The organism is Micromonospora zhanjiangensis, from assembly GCF_042650605.1.
Lineage (GTDB): Bacteria > Actinomycetota > Actinomycetes > Mycobacteriales > Micromonosporaceae > Micromonospora_J > Micromonospora_J zhanjiangensis.
On record NZ_JBHSBN010000018.1, the window covers coordinates 77,081 to 93,816 of the forward strand.

The window sequence follows — 16,736 nt, forward strand, 5'->3', positions numbered from 1 at the left end:
GAAGTTGTTGTCGTCCGGCCCGGCGTGTCGCGACAACAACTTCATGATCGACCCCGTAGGCCCGGGGGTGGGTGGGGGTTAGGGGAGGGGGCGGGTGTAGCGGATCTGGGGGGTCAGGGCGGGGCCGATGTGGTCGGTGCGGGTGGTGGCGGTGGGGGACCAGCCGCCCCGCTCGTAGAACCGGCGGGCGTGCGCGTTGTCGGTGAGCACCCACAGGGCGGCCCGGTGGAAGCCCTGGTCGTGCAGGGTGGCCAGCGCGTCGATCATGAGCGCGCGGCCCACGCCCCGGCCCTGCTGATCCGGGTCGAGATGGATCGCGTACAGCATCCCGGTCCCGGGCTCGCCGTCGGAGTCCGGGCCGACGTAGCTGAACCCGACCAGCTCGTCGTCGTGTTCGGCCACCGTCATCAGGTGGGTGTCCCGCTCGTACGGCCAGCGCTCGCTCCACCAGCGGCCGAGCATGGCACCCGACTGGGCGGTCAGCGCGTCGTCCGGCACCAACCCCTGGTAGGCGGCGGTTCGGGACCGGTGGTGCAACTCTCCGACGTCCATCAGGTCGTCGGCGGTGGCGGGCCGCAACGTGAGGAGCATCCGCCGAGCCTAGTGACCGGGATCCACCCGGCCGGGCGGGAGGGTCGACCGGAGACCGGCCCGGCCCGGACCCGGCCGCCGGGCCGCTGGTCAGCCGGACCCGATCGCCGGGCCGCTGGTCAGCCGGGCTGGCGGCGCGGGACCGGCACCCGGGTCAACTCCTCGGCGATCACCAGGTCACCGGTGAAGTGTTCGGCCGCCTCGGCCGCGTACCGCTGCGCCGACGACGGCCCGATGGACGAGCTGTCGTACCGCTGGGAGAAATGGGTCAGCACCAGCGTGCGTACCCCGGACTCGGTGGCCACCCGGGCGGCCTGGGCCGCGGTCAGGTGGCCGACCTGGGCGGCCAGCGCGGCGTCCTCGGCCAGGAAGGTCGACTCGATGACCAGCAGGTCGGCGCGGTCGGCGAGCGCGTAGACCGCGTCGCACAGGCCGGTGTCCATCACGAACGCGAACCGCTGCCCGGGGCGCGGCTCGCTGACCTGGTCGAGGGTCACCCGGCGCCCGTCGAGGTCCAGGTGGCCGGCCCGGATCAGCTCACCGACGGCCGGCCCGCCGATCCCGTACGCCCGCAGCCGCTCCGGCAGCATCCGCCGGTCGTCCGGCTCGACCAGCCGGTAGCCGTACGTCTCGATCGGGTGCCGCAGCCGGCGGGCGGTGAGCGTCCCGGCGTCGGTGGCGAAGGTCTGACCGTCGGCGGTGACCGGTCGCTCGCGGATCTCCGCGGTCTCGTGGAACGAGCTGGCGTGCCGGAGCCGGGCGAAGTAGTCGGCGCCGCCGGCCGGGAAGTGGGCGTCCACCGGGCGGTCGACGCGGTCCAGGGAGAGCCGCTGGATCACCCCGGGCAGGCCGAGGCAGTGGTCGCCGTGGAAGTGGGTGACGCAGATCCGGGTCAGATCACCGGCCGCGACGCCGGCCAGCAGGAGTTGCCGCTGGGTGCCCTCGCCCGGGTCGAACAGCAGCGCCTCGCGGTCCCAGCGCAACAGGTAGCCGTTGTGCTGCCGGCGCCGGGTGGGAACCTGGCTCGCCGTGCCGAGCACCACCAGTTCGCGAACGGACACGCCGGCCCTCCGGGATCTGATCATGAAGCGACCCCCGGGGTTTCCGCGCGTACGCGGACCGGCTGGACTGGGCCGGCGCCCCGGGGGTCGGGTGGCTGTCGTGGTTTCGCCGCACCGCTGCCACACGGTCTCGACGAACGGAACTGTCAAGGACAGCGGCTAGCGGACAGCCACCTCACGAGTCCGATTGCTACACAAAGTCTGGACCACCTCCCTTCCCGTGTACGGCCAACATAGCCACTTCCCGCCCGCACCGGCAACGCTTTTTAGATCACTCGCCGTCGGTCGACAGGGGCTTGGTCAGGTGGGCGGTCCAGAGATCAACAGCCTGCTGGAGATCCAAGGCGGCCACCTGCGCCCGTGACATGCCGACGGTGTGTATGAGTCGATCTGCCAACCAGTCGGGGACGACTTCCCGCTTCGGCGACGGATCGACCTCGAAGTCGCCGGCTACCCGGCCCAGCCGCTCGATGAGCTCGACGAGCGGGATGAAGCCAGGTTGGGTCGCGGCAGCGGCGCGAACGCGCATGCTCGCCTCGCGATAGACCTCCGCGTCCGCGCGTGCCCCGATCGCCCATACCTCGCAGATCTCGACGACCTTGTCGGCGGTGACCCGGTACACCACCCGCCAGGTGTTGCGGCCGACCACCAGCTTGCGGTATCCGGTCAAGTCACCACCGAGTGGATGTCCCGCTTCCGCGTCCTCGGTCAGTAACTTGATCTTCTTGAGCACCTTCGGTGCGGCTGCCGGGCCGATGCGGCGCAAATCGTCGATGGCCGCGTCGGTGAAGACGATCTCCGCCATCAGTCGTCGTCGTCCGGCAGGGCGTCCAGGGTGTCCCGGGTGTGGCCGAACGCGCTCAGCACGTCGTCCAGAGACGTGCGGTTACCCCCATCGGTTGCTGACCGGGCCAGCACCAGGGCGAGATCGCGCAGGTCGGCGAGGGTCTGTTCCATCTCGGTGAGACGTTGGATGTTCACTACCGCCGCGACCGGCCGCTGCCTGCGAGTGACGATGATGTCGGAGCCGTGTTCCGCGTCGGCCACCAGGCCCGCCACACCTCGCTGGGCGGCTTCGGTGACCGTCACCTCGCGGGGATCGTGCAGAATCGCCATGGCCCAACTGTATAGGAAAATGGACAGATTGGTGCCGCCCTGCCGCGGATCGCTGACCGCGCCGTTCGGTCGACCTCCGCTTCTCTTGGCGACGCCGACCGGGCAGGTCATGCCGTTCGGGCCGTGGTTGCAATAGCCACTCGGATTTTTGGATCCTGGCGAACGGTGAGGTATTTCTGGGCGCCGTACCGGCCGGACAGCCGCCCGCGAGTCAAAGCGTGCCGCTTCGATTCACGGAAGGTCGAGCCAGGCCAGAGCCCGCAGCAAACCCACAGCATGTTCAAGGTCGTGCCACGGCGACACGACGCGGCCGTCGGCTCTCAGGCTGCGCACCGTCTGGTCGACCGACTCGACATCGTCGGAGAGTTGCCCGACCCCGAGCCCGACTGGCGTGCCGGCGGCATCCGAACCGAAGTCGAAGGCGTCCTGCAGCTCCACGAGCCAGTAATTGTCGCGATCGACCGCCACCAGCGGTCCGTGCTCTGCCTCTATCTGACCGAGCAGGCCGCTGACCGCCTCTCGCAGCTGGCGTACGTCAACGCTCAACCCTCCAACACCGGAAGCCACGTCGGCGAGTATGCCAGCGGTCGTCAGCGAAGATCGTCCGATCGGAGCCCGGCGTATGGCACCGAGTCCGTCGGACGATCTTGCCGTCGTCAGCGGTCAGCGGTCGGTGGCGACCTTGGCGACGCCCACCGGGCAGGTCATGCCGTTCGGGCCGTGGGTGCAGTAGCCATCCGGATTTTTGAACCCTGGCGAACAGTGATGTACTGATTCGCGCCCTTGATCAGCGCGACCGGTAGGCGTCGACGCGGTGTTCGATTGCCGTCACGGTCACGACGCGGTCGTCTTCGTCGATCTGGTAGAGGACGCGGTATGTGCCCCGTCTGGCCGACCAGGTCCCCTCGAACGGCGGCAGAAGCAGTCGTTTGCCGACGCGATGCGGGTTGTCGAGGAGAGCGGTGGTGACGAACTCGTAGACGGCTGCGGCGATCTTTTCTGGCAGCCGTCCGGCCAAGGCGCGTGCGGCCGGGCCGGCGACCTGAAGTCGGTAGCGGTCGGGGGCTGGGCCAGTCACCGTGCCTGCTTCGACCGCTTTGCCATCAACGCCGCGAGTTCGTCGGCGTCGAGGATGTCACCGGCCTCGACGGCTTTCTTGGACTCGGCAAGTTGCCGCATGACCTCGGTGCTGGACAGGACCTCCAGCGTCTCTTCCAACGCCGCGAGATCGTCGGCAGAGATGAGCACCGCGGCGGCGTGGCCGTGTTTGGTGATTTCTATCCGCTCGTGGGTCGAGGTCACCTCGTCGATGAGTTCCGAGAGGCGGTTGCGAGCGTCGGTGAACGGCACCACAGTCATGCTCGAAGTATAGGCAGTTGCTGGCGCGAAGTCCGTACAGATTTTGCGGCTTGGCGGATCAGGCTACCGGGCCATCGGCCCGGTAGCCTGCCGGTGCTATGCGGTCTTGGCCACGCCAACCGGACAAGTCATGCCATTGGGGCCATGGTTACAATAACCGCCCGGATTTTTTGTCGGCGCCAGATACTGCTGGTGGTAGTTCTCGGCGTAGTAGTAGTCACCGAGCCGGTCGATCTCCGTGGTGATCTCGCCGTGCCCGGCCGCCGCCACCACCGGCGCGAACGCCTCCCGGGACGCCTCCGCCTCGGTGGCCTGCTGGTCGGTCGTGGTGTAGATGGCCGACCGGTACTGGGTGCCCACGTCGTTGCCCTGGCGCATGCCCTGGGTCGGGTCGTGGTTCTCCCAGAAGACCTTCAACAGATCCGCGTAGCTGATCTTCGTCGGGTCGTAGACCACCTGGACCACCTCGGCGTGCCCGGTGTAGCCCGAGCAGACCTCCTCGTACGTCGGGTTCGGGGTCTGCCCACCGGCGTAGCCCACCGACGTGGAGATCACCCCCGGCTGCACCCAGAACAGCCGCTCGGCGCCCCAGAAACAGCCCATTCCGAACACGGCGACCTCGGCTCCCGCCGGCCACGGACCCTTCAGCGGGGTGCCGAGCACCTCGTGCCGGTCGGCCACCGGCATCGCGATCGGTCGGCCGGGCAGGATCTGGTCGGGGGAGGGCAGCTGGGCCTTCATACGGCGCAGGAACACGGTGGGACTCCTCTCGTACCTCTCCCAGCCTGCAACGCCGGGCGCCCCCGGTTCCTTACCCGGCGCCGGCCGGCTCAGGCCTGCGGACGGTGCCGTCGTCCGCAGGCGGACCGGATCGCCGCAGTTGCCGGGACCCATGGCCTGCGCCGTTGGCGGTAGGGTCCGGACCGTGAACGCGAAGATTCATCCGGCCTTCATCATGTTCTTCATCCTGTCCCTGCTGACCATGATCGCCGCCGCGATCATGGCGGCGATGGCCACCGACGCCTGCGACTCGCTCTCCGCCAGCACCGCCCCGTGGGTCAGCGTCCAGTGCCAGGTGGAGGGGCAGAGCCAGACGACGACGGCGCTGGTCGTGGCCATCGGTGGGCTGACCGCCATGCTCGGCGGGGTCGGCTTCCAGATCAACCGGCACCTCGCGACGGCACCGGCGGCGGTTCCGCAGATGCCGCCCCCGCCGGCCGGCTACGGCGCACCGGGCGGGTACCCGCCGCCGGGCTTCGCGCCGCACGGCAACCCGGCCCAACCGCCGCGCCCGTAGCGCTCCCACCTGGTCAGGACAGCGCGGCGGCGATCTTGTCGGCGTAGGTCTGTGCCTCGGCGTCCGAGTCGTACCGGTGCCGGGGCCAGAAAAAGCCGCGCAGCCCGTCGCCCTTGGTCCGCGGCACGACGTGGGTGTGCAGGTGCGGCACCGACTGGGACACCCGGTTGTTCATCGCCACGAAGGTGCCACCGGCGCCCAGGCCGGACTCGACGGCCACGGCGAGCCGGCGGACCGCGGCGAAGTAGCCGGGCACCGCCGACGGCGGCAGGTCACCCAGCGTCTCCACGTGCTCGCGCGGCACCACCAGCAGGTGCCCCTTGAACACCGGCCGGACATCGAGAAAGGCCACCACCTCGGGCTCCTCGACCGCTGAACCTTTCTCAACCTCCCCTTGCGGGCCGTCGCCGGCCGAGGTCGAAGGCGGCGCATGCGCGCCGCGCGGTTCAGGTTGAAAAAGATTCACCCGGAACGCCGGTGTGGCGCCAGCCACAATCGCACAGAAGACGCAGTCGGCCATCCCGGCAGACTAGCCTCACACGAATGACGTACGGCTTCGAGACACTCGCCATCCACGCCGGCCAGGAGCCGGAACCCCGTACCGGGGCCGTGGTGACTCCCATATTCCAGACCAGCACCTACGCCCAGGACGCGGTCGGCGCGCCACGGCTGGGCTACGAGTACAGCCGGTCGGGCAACCCGACCCGGGACGCCCTGCAGGAGGCGCTCGCCGCGCTGGAGGGCGGCCGGACCGGGCTGGCCTTCGCCAGCGGCCTGGCCGCCGAGGACACCCTGCTGCGGACCGTCTGCCAGCCGGGTGACCACGTGGTGATCCCGGACGACGCGTACGGCGGCACGTACCGGTTGTTCGCCAAGGTGGCGCAGCGCTGGGGGCTGGACTTCACCCCGGCCAAGGTGTCCGACACCGACGCGGTTCGGGCCGCGGTGGAACCCGGTCGTACGAAGATCGTCTGGATCGAGACGCCGACCAACCCGCTGCTCGGCATCGCCGACATCGCGGCCCTGGCCCAGGTGGCGCACGACGCGGGCGCGCTGCTGGTGGTGGACAACACCTTCGCCTCGCCGTACCTGCAGCAGCCGATCGTGCACGGCGCCGACGTGGTGGTGCACTCCACCACCAAGTACGTCGGCGGTCACTCGGACGTGGTCGGCGGCGCGCTGATCGCCGCGGACGCCGGTCTCGGCGCGGAACTGGCCTTCCACCAGAACGCGATGGGCGCGGTGAACGGCCCGTTCGACGCCTGGCTCACCCTGCGTGGCATCAAGACCCTCGGCGTACGGATGGACCGGCACTGCGACAACGCCGAGCGGATCGCCCGCTACCTCGACGGGCACAAGGCGGTCGCCCAGGTGATCTACCCCGGCCTGCCCGAGCACCCGGGACACGAGGTCGCGGCCAAGCAGATGCGCCGGTTCGGCGGCATGATCTCGTTCCGGGCGGCCGGCGGCGAGCAGCAGGCCGTGGACATCTGCAACCGGGCGAAGCTGTTCGTCCTCGCCGAGTCGCTGGGTGGGGTGGAGTCCCTGATCGAGCACCCCGGTCGGATGACGCACGCCAGCGCTGCCGGCTCGCCGCTTGAAGTTCCCGCCGATCTCGTGCGACTGTCTGTCGGCATCGAGACGGCCGACGATCTCCTCGCCGACCTGGAGCAGGCGCTGGGCTGAGCCGGCGTACCGGGATCGGCCGGCGCACCGGCGCAGCCGACCCGACCCACGGGCCGGCCGGCGCCGGTGGCCGGGAGCGCGGCCCCGGGGCGGTCCGCGCCCCGGGGCGCCCGGGGTGGCGTGCGACCCGTCCGAGCTGGACGTCTGCTACGTGGGTGGGATGGGGAGGCATGGCGGTGCAGGACATCACGGCTACCTGGGTGGGCGCGACCGCGAAACAGATCGCGCGGGCGGTGCGCCGGGGCGACGCCTCCGCGACACAGGTGGTGGCGGACCATCTCGACCACATCGCCCGGGCCGACCGCGAGGTCTCCGCGTTCCGGGTGGTCCGCGGCGGCGAGGCGATCGTCGAGGCGGAGAAGGTCGACGAGCAGGACGACCTGGCCAACCTGCCGCTGGCCGGGGTGCCGGTGGCGGTCAAGGAGAACACCGCCGTCGCCGGCCTCCCCACCTGGAACGGCTCGGCCGCGGCCCGGAGCCCGGTCGCGGAGGAGGATCACGAGATCGTCCGGCGGCTGCGCGGCGCCGGCGCGGTCATCGTCGGGGTCACCCGGATGCCGGAGCTGGGCCTGTTCGCGTACACCGACGACGACACGGCGGTGACCCGCAACCCGTGGCAGCCGGACCGTACCCCGGGCGGGTCGTCCGGCGGGGCCGCCGCCGCGGTGGCGGCCGGCCTGGTGCCGATCGCGCACGGCAACGACGGGTTGGGCTCGATCCGCATCCCGGCCGCCTGCTGCGGCCTGGTCGGGCTGAAACCCGGCCGCGGGGTGGTGCCCTGCCAGCTCGGCGCCGACGACTGGTTCGGCCTGACCGAGCAGGGCATGCTGGCCAGCACGGTGGCGGACGCGGCGCTCGGGTTCGCCGTCCTGGCCGGCCGGCGACCGGACAAACTGGTGCCGCCGCAGCGGCTGCGGGTGGCGGTGTCGCTGCGCTCACCGGTCACCGGCGTACGCCCGGACCAGCCGAACCGGGACGCGGTGGCCGCCGCCTCCCGGCTGCTGGCCGCGGCCGGGCACGACGCCATCTCCGCCGACCCGGTCTACCCCACCTCGCTCGGCCTGCGCGCCATCGCCACCTGGCTGGCCGCGGCGGCCAGGGAGGTCCGCACCGCCGGCCTGGACAAGCGGTCGTTGCAGGCCCGCACCCGCCGGCACGCGGCGGTGGGCGAGTGGGTCGAGCGGCGCGGCTACGTCCGCGAGTCCGACCGGGCCGCGTGGCGGGAACGCAGCATCGACTTCTTCACCGACAACGCGGTGGACCTGCTGCTCACCCCGGCGCTCGCGGCCAGCCCGCCGGCCGCGACCGGCTGGTCCACCCGCTCCTGGCCGGCCAACGTGTCGGCCAGCATCCGGTACGCCCCCTACGCCGCACCCTGGAACATCGCCGGCCTGCCGGCCCTGGTGGTGCCGGTCGGCCTGCGTCCCGACGGTCTCCCGGTCGCCGTGCAACTGGTCGGCCCGCCCGGCTCGGAGTTGCTGCTGCTCGCCGTCGCCGGCCAGTTCGAGATGGAATCCCCCTGGCCCCGCCACGCCCCCGGCTGGCCCCGCGTCCCCACCCCCGCCACCTGACCTCTCCGTCGCACGGTGAACCCCAACCAAGATCGAATACCGGTCGGCCCTTCTGAGTGGGGGGCGGGGTGAGGGTGGCACGATCGGGGGCATGACGGAGCTGGTGGGGCTTGAGGATGTGCGGGTCGCCCGGGAGTTGATCAGCGGGGTCACCCGGGTCACCCCGGTCGAGTCGTGCCGGCCGTTGACCGCCGCGCTCGGCGGGCCGGTCTGGCTCAAGTGCGAGAACCTGCAACGGGCCGGGTCGTACAAGGTCCGCGGCGCGTACGTGCGGATCGCCCGGCTCGATCCGGCGGAGCGGGCCCGCGGCGTGGTCGCCGCCAGCGCCGGCAACCACGCCCAGGGGGTGGCGCTCGCCGCCGGCCTGCTCGGCGCCGCCGCCACCGTCTTCATGCCGGTGGGCGCGCCGCTGCCCAAGGTGGCGGCCACCAAGGGGTACGGCGCGAGCGTCGAACTCGTCGGCAGCACCGTCGACGAGGCGCTGGTCGCGGCGCAGGACTTCGCCGACCGGACCGGCGCGGTGTTCATCCACCCGTTCGACCACGCCGACGTCATCGCCGGCCAGGGCACGGTGGCGCTGGAGATCCTGGAACAGTGCCCGGAGGTGCGGACCATCGTCACCGGGGTCGGCGGTGGCGGCCTGGTGTCCGGGATCGCGGTGGTGGCCAAGGCGCTGCGGCCGGACGTACGGGTGATCGGGGTGCAGGCGGCCGGGGCCGCCGCCTTCCCGCCCTCGCTGCGGGCCGGCGAGCCGGTCCGGCTGCCGGAGTTCGGCACCATCGCCGACGGCATCGCCGTGGGTCGGCCCGGCGAGATCACTTTCGCGCACGTGGCGAAGCTGGTCGACGACGTGGTGACGGTGACCGAGGAGGACATCTCCCGCGCCCTGCTGATGCTGTTGGAGCGCGGCAAGATGGTGGTCGAGCCGGCCGGCGCGGTCGGCGTGGCGGCGCTGCTGGCCGGGACCGTGGAGGTGGCCACCCCGGCGGTGGCGGTGCTGTCCGGCGGCAACATCGACCCGCTGTTGATGCTTCGGGTGATCGAGCACGGGCTGGCCGCGGCCGGCCGTTGGCTGCGGTTCACCGTGCGGTGCACCGACCGGCCGGGGCAGCTGGCCTCGCTGCTGCGGGAGATCGCCGAGCACCGCGGCAACGTGGTGGACGTCGAGCACCAGCGGCAGAACCCGCGCCTGCGGCTCGGCGAGGTCGAGGTGGCCCTCTCCGTCGAGACGCGTGGCGCCGAGCACTCCGACCGGCTGATCAGCGCCCTGCGGGCCAGCGGCTACACGGTCACCTTCGCCGACCAGCCGGCCTGACCGGGTCGGTCCGGCCGGCACGGTGGTCGTGCCGCCGGGCCGTCGTATCTCCGCCGGCGGGGCCGGCAGCCGCGGATGCGACGACGGCCGGGTCGGCGGTGTGGTCCGCCGAGTCCGGCCGTCGCCCGAGGTCGTCACCGGGACGAATGCCCCGCCTCACCCGCCGAACGGCTCGAAGCTGACCACGGTGACCTTGATGTCGGCGCCGCTCGGCGCGGTGTAGGTCACCGTCTGGCCGGACCGGGCGCCCAGGATGGCCTGGCCGATCGCCGACTCCGGGCTGTAGACGGTCAGGTCGGTGGTGGAGGAGATCTCCCGGGAGCCGAGCAGGAACGTCTCGGTGTCGCTCGGGTCGTCGTCGAAGTGGATCGTGACGACCGTGCCCGGAGCCACCTCGTCGGCGGTCGGCGCCTCGCCCACCTGGGCGGTACGCAGCAGTTCCTGCAGGTAGCGGATCCGGGCCTCCTGCTTGCCCTGTTCCTCGCGGGCGGCGTGGTATCCGCCGTTCTCCCGCAGGTCGCCCTCTTCGCGACGCTCGTTGATCTCGGCCGCGATGATCGGCCGACCCGCGATCAGCTCGTCGAGTTCGGCCTGCAGCCGGTCGTACGCGTCCTGGGACAGCCAGGTGGCGGGCCCTCCGCGGTCGGTGGTGGACACAGGCGTTCTCCTCGTGGATAGGCGGACAGGGACGAATTACCAAGTTACCAGGGCACTACACACCGGGCGCGAGATGATTTCCGGTGTATCCGGGCGCCGACGGATCGGTCAGCCGGCGGCCCGGCAGCGCAACACCTCGCCGAGCAGCGGACGTCCGGTGGTGGCCAGCCGGTGCTGGACGGTGACCTGTCGCTCACCGGCCGGAGCCGTCACCGGCACCTCCTCGCGGGCCACCTCCGCGCCGTCCCGGGACCGGGCCCGCAGCACGCAGACCGCCGAACCGCCGGGCGGCACGGTGACCCGGAAGTCCACCACCACCTGCCGGTCGGTGATCTGCGTGTAGGTGAGCACCTCGGCCTGGTAGTTCGGGTCGCCGTACATCCGGTAGAGCCGGACGGAGACCAGGCCCAGCACCGCCACCAGGGCGACCGCCAGCGCGGCGGCCACCCAGGGCCGGCGCCGGCGGGCGGCGCGGCGGCGACCGTAGCGACCCGGTGGGAACACCGGGGCGGTGATCGGTGTTGTGGCGTGCGTCTCGGTCACCGGGGGCGATCTCCTGCGGTTGTCGTCGGTGCCATCGGCAAGAATACGGAAAGTCCATCATCTCAGCCGGTAACCGTGGGTCACCCAGCCGGGTCCCCGGCCGGCGCCGGCACGGACGAGGAGCACCGGAGTTGGCAGATCAACTGCGTCTAATGGCCGTCCACGCCCATCCCGACGACGAGTCGAGCAAGGGCGCCGCGACGACCGCCAAGTACGTCGCCGAGGGGGTCGACGTCCTGGTCGTCACGTGTACGGGCGGCGAGCGGGGCAGCGTCCTCAACCCGAAGATGGACCGCCCCGAGGTCTGGGAGAACATGGCCGAGATCCGCCGGGCGGAGATGGACGCGGCCCGCGCGATCCTCGGGGTCGAGCAGGCGTGGCTCGGCTTCGTCGACTCGGGGCTGCCCGAGGGCGATCCGCTGCCGCCGCTGCCCGAGGGCTGCTTCGCCCTGCAGGACGTCGAGGTCGCGGCCGGCCCGCTGGTCCGACTGATCCGCCAGTTCCGGCCGCACGTGATCACCACGTACGACGAGGAGGGCGGGTACCCGCACCCGGACCACATCATGACCCACAAGGTGTCCGTGGCGGCCTTCGAGGCGGCCGGCGACCCGGACCGTTACCCGGAGCTCGGCGAGCCGTGGCAGCCGCTGAAGCTCTACTACGACATCGGGTTCTCCCGGGGCAAGGTCACCGCCCTGCACGAGGCGATGCTGGCCGCCGGCCTGGAGTCGCCGTACCAGGACTGGCTGAAGCGCTGGGAGGACCGTCCGGACAAGGGCCCGCGGATCACCACGCGGGTCGAGTGCGCCGAGTACTTCCCGGTCCGGGACGACGCGCTGCGGGCGCACGCCACCCAGATCGACCCGGACGGGTTCTGGTTCCACGTGCCGATGCGGGTGCAGCGCGAGGCCTGGCCGACCGAGGACTACCAGCTGGCCCGGTCGTTGGTGGACAGCCCGACCCCGGAGACGGACCTGTTCGCCGGGGTGCGGGACACCGTACACGCCAGTTGACCGACGCTAGGCGTACCGTGTGGGTGCGGGGGTCGTCCCGGCGGGACGACCCCGTCACGGCCCCCGGGACGGACGGCGAAGGGATCCGGCAATGCTGACCACCGCGCAGGTGCTCGCGACGAACAACTTCGGGGACACCCGGTCGGGGTCGCTGGCCGGGCCGATGGGTCTTTTCATGATCGTCGTGCTCGGGGTTGCCACCGTGCTGTTGATCCGTAACATGAACGCCCGACTGCGGCGGCTGCCCGACCGGTTCCCCGGGCAGCCTCCGGTCGGGCCGGGACAGGCGCCGGACGGGCAGCTCGACCGGTCCGCGGATGATGTCCTTGATCCGACAGACGGGTACGCCCCGAATGAATCTTCCGGGAGCGCTCCCAAGGGCTCTGACCTGCGGAATGACCCGAACGTGACGCCGTGAATCAAGTGCCCGGCCGATTCCGCCCCCTGTTGCCCTTCATCGCTTTGGCTTAGCCTTCCGCCGGGAGACCAAAAGTCTCCGCGCCGTGCGTGGAAGGGGGCGCCGATGTTCGCCGGACGCGACGCCCACCGGTCCGTGGTGGCCGGGATGACCGCGTGCCGTCGTACCGTGGACGGAGGGTATCCGTGACGACCGGCCGCGAGGCCGGTGCCCGGACGTCCACCCCCATCGACGGCGCACCGTCCCGTGCCCGGTTGCTGCTGTTGACCGGGCTGCTCGTCGCCGCCGCGCTGGCCTCGGCCGGCGCCGGTTTCGTCCTCTCGCCGGTCTCCGTGCCGGACAGCCCACGGTCGTTGCTGGCCCGGTTGGGCGTCGCCGTGGGCGTCATCATGCTGGCCCAACTGGCGCGGCTGCGGGTCCGGGTCGGCATCGGCATGATCAACGTCGCCTGGGGCGAGGCCGCGCTCATCATCTCCCTGTTCCTGGTGCCCGCCGGCTGGGTGCCCGGCGCCACGCTGGTCGGCGCCGCCCTGGCCTGGATCGTGCTGTCGGTCAGCGGCGACCACCGGCCCGCCCTCGATGTGGCCCACATCGCCGCCTCGCTGTCCGTGGCCGCCGCCCTGGCCACCGTCGTGACGACGGCCGTCCACCCCGCGTACGGGTCGGAACCGACCCCGGCGGTGGCCGGCGCCCTGGTCCTGGGCTCGCTGGTCTACCTGGTCGCCACCGTTTCGCTGGCGATGCTCTCCTTCGCGCTGCGAACCGGTAACCCGGTGACCCCGATGCTGGTCCCCACGTTGCGCGGCAAGCTGCTCATGGTCGTCGGCAACGTGGTGGTCGGCCTCGTCGTGATCATCATGGTCGACACGGAACCGCGCTGGTTGCTGCTCCTGCCGCCGGCCCTGTGGCTGTTGCAGCAGACCTACGGCCACCGGCTGCGCGCCGACGACGAGCGCCGCACCTGGCGGGCCCTGGCCGAGGCCACCAGCGCGCTCAACCAGCTCGACGAGCGCGGCGTGGCGACCGCCGGCGTCGACGGGGCGCTCGCGCTGTTCGGCGCGGAGCTGGTGGAGATCGACGTGGTCCGACCGGACGGTCAGCTCCGGCGCTACCGCGGCGACGCCGAGGGGGTGATCGTCCACCGGGACGACCCCGACGACGAGCCCGACGACGGGCCGGCCGCCCCGGCCGAGGGTTGGTCGGCCGGCTGTGAGCAGGAACTGGTCCGCACGCTGGTGGTCGGCCCGGTGCACGTCGGCGAGCTGCGGGTCCGGTTCCCCCGCCAGGTCGTCCCGGGGCAGCGGGACCAGGCGGCGCTGTCCGCCTTCGCGGACGCCCTGGGCGCCGCCCTGCACGACGCCGCCACCCACCGGGAGCTGCGGGTGGTGACCGCCCGGTCCAGCTACGAGGCGGTCCACGACCCGCTCACCAACCTGATCAACAGGTCGGCGATGCTCGGCAAGGGCGACGCCGCCCTGCACCAGCTCACCCACGACCACCCGGTGGCGCTGCTGCTGCTGGACATCAACCACTTCAAAGAGGTCAACGACACCCTCGGGCACGCCGCCGGGGACGAACTGCTGCAGGCCATGGCCGTCCGGCTGGGCGCCCTGGCCCAGCCCGGCGAGTTGCTCGGCCGGCTCGGCGGCGACGAGTTCGCCCTGATGATCACGACGTTGGTGCCGGACGAGGACGACACGACGGCGCTCGGCGACCGGCCGTCGCCGATGCCGTTCGCGCTGCGCCGGGCGCGCGACATCGTGGACCTGCTGACCACCCCGCTGGAGGTGGCCGGGGTCCGGATCTCGGTGGAGGCGTCCCTCGGGGTGGTGGTCGCCGGTGCCGGCACCGCCGACATGACCGAGCTGCTGCGCCGGGCCGACATCGCGATGTACCAGGCGAAGGAGGGCGGCAGCAGCATCGCCTGGTACGACAGTGCCCGGGACGCCGCCAGCACCGATCAGCTGGCCCTGCTCGCCGAGCTGCGCGAGGCGCTGGAGGTGACCGACCAACTGGTCCTCGCGCTGCAGCCCGCGGTCGACCTGACCACCGGTGCGCCGACCGGTGTCGAGGCGCTGATCCGGTGGAACCATCCCCGTCGGGGCTGGCTCAACCCGGCGGACTTCGTCCGCACCATCGAGGGCAGCGAACTGCTCGGCGCGTTCACCCGGTACGTCGTCGACCAGGCGCTCGCGGTGGCCGCGGACTGGGGCCGGCACGGCGTCGAGGTGCCCATCTCGATCAACCTGTCGGCCCGCAGCCTGCTGGACCCCCGACTGCCCGCCGAGGTCGCCGAGTCGCTGCGCCGGCACAAGGTGCCGCCGGACCTGCTCGTCCTGGAGATCACCGAGACCGTGGTGATGAGCGAGCTGGAGGTCATCGACGAGGTGCTGGCCGCGCTGCGGACGTTGGGCGTCCAGCTCGCCGTGGACGACTTCGGCACCGGCTTCTCGTCGCTGACCTTCCTGACCCGGATCTCGGTCGACGAACTCAAGGTCGACCGGTCGTTCGTCACCGCGATGGCCGAGTCCCCGGAGGCCGCGGCGATCGTCCGTACCACCGTGGACCTGGGCCGGGAACTCGGCCTGCGGGTGGTCGCCGAGGGCGTGGAGACGGCCGACCAGCGGGCCGCGCTGGCCCAGCTCGGCTGCACCGCCGCGCAGGGCTACCACTTCTTCAAGCCGATGCCGTCCGACAAGATTGTGACGGTGCTGCACTCGCTGCTGGACTCGGCCCAGGCCCGGATCTTCCCGCTGCGCGCCGACGGCGCGTCGTAGCCGTCGACGCGGCGGAGCGGCGTCGCTGGCTGTGTAGCAGGACTCAATTAGCCACTTGTCATGCCCACAAGCTGGCGATTGGTACGGCGACGATCCGTTCGGCCAGCCGGAAGACGTGAGGGCCGGTGTGGAGGACGATGCCGGTCGCGAAGGCCGAGCCCACGCGTTCGGCGAACCATTCCAGGTGCCGAGCGTCGGCGGCTGCGGGGGCGGCAGTGGCTTTGACCTCGACAGCGATCAGTTGACCGTCTCTGGCTTCGATGAGCAGGTCGACCTCGTGCCGGCCGTTCGCATCGCGATAGTGGAACAGATCAGCGCCGACAATGCTGGCGGCGCATTCGGCTCGTAGTTGGGCGGCGGCGAGGGTGTCCAGGACGCGCCCGAGGAGGTCGCCATCGCGCATAACGCGGCGCTGGTCGATGCGGAGCAGCGGGCCGAGCAGGCCCGGGTCGGTGAGGTACCGCTTGGGTAGCCGAACGGCGCGATCCATCCGGTTGCCGGCCCAGGCAGGCACGCGTTGCGTGATCATGAGCGTGTCGAGGAGGTCGTCGTAGCCGACCGCGCTGTGCCGGGTGATGCCGGCGGCGTCGTAGAGCAGTTTGTGGTTCGGCACGCCGGCGGTGTTGGCGGCGAGTGCTTGTAGATATCTACGCATCAGGACCGGGTCTCGGGAGATGCCGAGCGCTGCGGCCTCTCTGGTGACCAGATGATCGACGTAGCTGGTCAGCCACCGGTCGCGCGCTCGCTCGGTGGGGGCGCGGAGAGCTTCCGGCCAGCCGCTGGTGAGTGCCTCTGCCACGTACCGGTGCACGTCCCACTCGGCCGAGGGGTCGCTGAAGCTGTCGGAGCCGTCGGCGAGGATTCGGTCGATCAGTGATGGCGCGGACGGGTCACCGTGCCGTTCTCGACCGACGAGCGGGTGCATCGTCAGTCGGACGATCCGACCAGTGGCGGGCCAGCCCGCGGTGGTCAGGTCGGTCTGGGAGGAACCGGTCAGAACGAATCGGCCGGGGCGCGGATCGTCATCGACAGCCCGCTTGACCGCGCCGAGGACTTCGGGGACCATCTGCCACTCATCGACGAGGATCGGCTCGTCGAGAGCACGGAGTGCGGCGTCGGGATCGGCGCGAACGACCGCAGCCTGAGCAGGGACGTCCAGCCGCAGGATGGAACGGCACAATCGCCGCGTCGTGGTGGTCTTTCCGCAGGCGCGCGGGCCGACGACGAGCGCGGCGGGATGAGTCGCCAGGATCTCGGCGAGCTCCGTGTCGGCGATGCGAGAGACGTAGGCGTTCAGCGATGACTCCAGTAGGTGACGATCTGGCACGCCCT

At 71.5% G+C, this 16,736-nt stretch carries 19 protein-coding genes and 1 pseudogene; 7 read left to right on the forward strand and 13 right to left on the reverse strand.

The features are described from left to right. Positions 1 to 78: 78 nt before the first annotated feature. The 9 genes and pseudogenes from ACFOX0_RS23075 to msrA form a co-directional block, all read right to left on the reverse strand. A complete protein-coding gene (locus tag ACFOX0_RS23075; protein ID WP_377549519.1) occupies positions 79 to 591 on the reverse strand; it encodes a GNAT family N-acetyltransferase in 513 nt (170 codons plus the stop codon). 119 nt (positions 592 to 710) lie between these two features. Beyond that, positions 711 to 1,652, reverse strand: a complete 942-nt coding sequence (locus ACFOX0_RS23080) for a ribonuclease Z (RefSeq protein WP_377549521.1) — start codon at positions 1,650 to 1,652, stop codon at positions 711 to 713. Between the two features lie 271 nt (positions 1,653 to 1,923). Next, the gene (locus ACFOX0_RS23085) at positions 1,924 to 2,457 is read right to left on the reverse strand and encodes a type II toxin-antitoxin system RelE family toxin (protein WP_377549523.1); all 534 of its coding nucleotides are present in this window, start codon (positions 2,455 to 2,457) and stop codon (positions 1,924 to 1,926) included. Then, positions 2,457 to 2,768, reverse strand: a complete 312-nt coding sequence (locus tag ACFOX0_RS23090; protein WP_377549525.1) for a type II toxin-antitoxin system prevent-host-death family antitoxin — start codon at positions 2,766 to 2,768, stop codon at positions 2,457 to 2,459. Before ACFOX0_RS23090 ends, ACFOX0_RS23085 begins: the two co-directional genes overlap by 1 nt. 75 nt (positions 2,769 to 2,843) lie before the next feature. Next, a pseudogene (locus ACFOX0_RS23095) lies at positions 2,844 to 2,921 on the reverse strand (peptide-methionine (S)-S-oxide reductase MsrA); the annotation flags it as partial. Positions 2,922 to 2,999: 78 nt separating this feature from the next. Next, positions 3,000 to 3,335 carry a hypothetical protein gene (locus tag ACFOX0_RS23100; RefSeq protein ID WP_377549527.1) on the reverse strand — a complete coding sequence of 112 codons (336 nt, stop codon included), beginning with the start codon at positions 3,333 to 3,335 and terminating at the stop codon, positions 3,000 to 3,002. A gap of 220 nt (positions 3,336 to 3,555) precedes the next feature. Beyond that, the gene (locus ACFOX0_RS23105; protein WP_377549529.1) at positions 3,556 to 3,846 is read right to left on the reverse strand and encodes a type II toxin-antitoxin system RelE family toxin; all 291 of its coding nucleotides are present in this window, start codon (positions 3,844 to 3,846) and stop codon (positions 3,556 to 3,558) included. After that, positions 3,843 to 4,127 (reverse strand): type II toxin-antitoxin system Phd/YefM family antitoxin, encoded by a 285-nt coding sequence (locus ACFOX0_RS23110; RefSeq protein ID WP_377549531.1) that lies wholly within the window; start codon positions 4,125 to 4,127, stop codon positions 3,843 to 3,845. Before ACFOX0_RS23110 ends, ACFOX0_RS23105 begins: the two co-directional genes overlap by 4 nt. 96 nt (positions 4,128 to 4,223) lie before the next feature. Continuing rightward, positions 4,224 to 4,883, reverse strand: coding sequence for a peptide-methionine (S)-S-oxide reductase MsrA (msrA, locus tag ACFOX0_RS23115; RefSeq protein ID WP_377549533.1), 660 nt, complete (start codon positions 4,881 to 4,883; stop codon positions 4,224 to 4,226). A 169-nt stretch (positions 4,884 to 5,052) separates the two neighbouring features. On the opposite strand from msrA, the gene ACFOX0_RS23120 reads away from it, so the two are divergent. Beyond that, a complete protein-coding gene (locus ACFOX0_RS23120) occupies positions 5,053 to 5,424 on the forward strand; it encodes a hypothetical protein (protein ID WP_377549535.1) in 372 nt (123 codons plus the stop codon). 13 nt (positions 5,425 to 5,437) lie between these two features. Here ACFOX0_RS23120 and ACFOX0_RS23125 read toward each other — a convergent pair whose 3' ends face one another. After that, positions 5,438 to 5,944, reverse strand: a complete 507-nt coding sequence (locus ACFOX0_RS23125; RefSeq protein WP_377549537.1) for an HIT family protein — start codon at positions 5,942 to 5,944, stop codon at positions 5,438 to 5,440. 23 nt (positions 5,945 to 5,967) lie between these two features. On the opposite strand from ACFOX0_RS23125, the gene ACFOX0_RS23130 reads away from it, so the two are divergent. The 3 genes from ACFOX0_RS23130 (at position 5,968) to ilvA (ending at position 9,996) form a co-directional block, all read left to right on the forward strand. Continuing rightward, entirely contained in the window at positions 5,968 to 7,110 is a 1,143-nt protein-coding gene (locus ACFOX0_RS23130) for a cystathionine gamma-synthase (RefSeq protein WP_377549539.1), read from the forward strand. Positions 7,111 to 7,280: 170 nt separating this feature from the next. After that, entirely contained in the window at positions 7,281 to 8,681 is a 1,401-nt protein-coding gene (locus ACFOX0_RS23135; protein WP_377549541.1) for an amidase, read from the forward strand. A 91-nt stretch (positions 8,682 to 8,772) separates the two neighbouring features. Beyond that, a complete protein-coding gene (gene ilvA / locus ACFOX0_RS23140; protein ID WP_377549544.1) occupies positions 8,773 to 9,996 on the forward strand; it encodes a threonine ammonia-lyase in 1,224 nt (407 codons plus the stop codon). A gap of 156 nt (positions 9,997 to 10,152) precedes the next feature. Here the strand turns inward: ilvA and greA are convergent, their stop codons facing one another. Both greA and ACFOX0_RS23150 read right to left on the reverse strand, forming a co-directional pair. After that, positions 10,153 to 10,653: a transcription elongation factor GreA gene (gene greA, locus ACFOX0_RS23145; protein WP_377549546.1), complete on the reverse strand. Its 501-nt coding sequence runs from the start codon at positions 10,651 to 10,653 to the stop codon at positions 10,153 to 10,155. A 108-nt stretch (positions 10,654 to 10,761) separates the two neighbouring features. Continuing rightward, positions 10,762 to 11,196 (reverse strand): DUF4307 domain-containing protein, encoded by a 435-nt coding sequence (locus ACFOX0_RS23150; protein ID WP_377549548.1) that lies wholly within the window; start codon positions 11,194 to 11,196, stop codon positions 10,762 to 10,764. Between the two features lie 131 nt (positions 11,197 to 11,327). Here ACFOX0_RS23150 and mca point away from each other — a divergent pair, with 131 nt between their 5' ends. From mca to ACFOX0_RS23165, 3 genes are all read left to right on the forward strand, one after another. Next, the gene (gene mca / locus ACFOX0_RS23155; RefSeq protein WP_377549550.1) at positions 11,328 to 12,209 is read left to right on the forward strand and encodes a mycothiol conjugate amidase Mca; all 882 of its coding nucleotides are present in this window, start codon (positions 11,328 to 11,330) and stop codon (positions 12,207 to 12,209) included. Positions 12,210 to 12,300: 91 nt separating this feature from the next. Next, positions 12,301 to 12,627, forward strand: a complete 327-nt coding sequence (locus tag ACFOX0_RS23160; RefSeq protein ID WP_377549552.1) for a hypothetical protein — start codon at positions 12,301 to 12,303, stop codon at positions 12,625 to 12,627. A gap of 185 nt (positions 12,628 to 12,812) precedes the next feature. Beyond that, positions 12,813 to 15,404 carry a putative bifunctional diguanylate cyclase/phosphodiesterase gene (locus tag ACFOX0_RS23165; protein WP_377549554.1) on the forward strand — a complete coding sequence of 864 codons (2,592 nt, stop codon included), beginning with the start codon at positions 12,813 to 12,815 and terminating at the stop codon, positions 15,402 to 15,404. 58 nt (positions 15,405 to 15,462) lie between these two features. On the opposite strand, the gene ACFOX0_RS23170 is transcribed toward ACFOX0_RS23165, so the two are convergent. Continuing rightward, a complete protein-coding gene (locus ACFOX0_RS23170; RefSeq protein ID WP_377549557.1) occupies positions 15,463 to 16,731 on the reverse strand; it encodes an ATP-binding protein in 1,269 nt (422 codons plus the stop codon). Positions 16,732 to 16,736 lie beyond the last annotated feature (5 nt).

Bases quoted from the DNA above. Each gene is read 5' to 3' on its own strand.
- ACFOX0_RS23075 (WP_377549519.1), bottom strand. From the start codon at position 591: ATGCTCCTCACGTTGCGGCCCGCCACCGCCGACGACCTGATGGACGTC.
- ACFOX0_RS23085 (WP_377549523.1), bottom strand. From the start codon at position 2,457: ATGGCGGAGATCGTCTTCACCGACGCGGCCATCGACGATTTGCGCCGC.
- ACFOX0_RS23090 (WP_377549525.1), bottom strand. From the start codon at position 2,768: ATGGCGATTCTGCACGATCCCCGCGAGGTGACGGTCACCGAAGCCGCC.
- ACFOX0_RS23110 (WP_377549531.1), bottom strand. From the start codon at position 4,127: ATGACTGTGGTGCCGTTCACCGACGCTCGCAACCGCCTCTCGGAACTC.
- ACFOX0_RS23125 (WP_377549537.1), bottom strand. From the start codon at position 5,944: ATGGCCGACTGCGTCTTCTGTGCGATTGTGGCTGGCGCCACACCGGCG.
- ACFOX0_RS23130 (WP_377549539.1), top strand. From the start codon at position 5,968: ATGACGTACGGCTTCGAGACACTCGCCATCCACGCCGGCCAGGAGCCG.
- ACFOX0_RS23135 (WP_377549541.1), top strand. From the start codon at position 7,281: ATGGCGGTGCAGGACATCACGGCTACCTGGGTGGGCGCGACCGCGAAA.
- ilvA (WP_377549544.1), top strand. From the start codon at position 8,773: ATGACGGAGCTGGTGGGGCTTGAGGATGTGCGGGTCGCCCGGGAGTTG.
- ACFOX0_RS23160 (WP_377549552.1), top strand. From the start codon at position 12,301: ATGCTGACCACCGCGCAGGTGCTCGCGACGAACAACTTCGGGGACACC.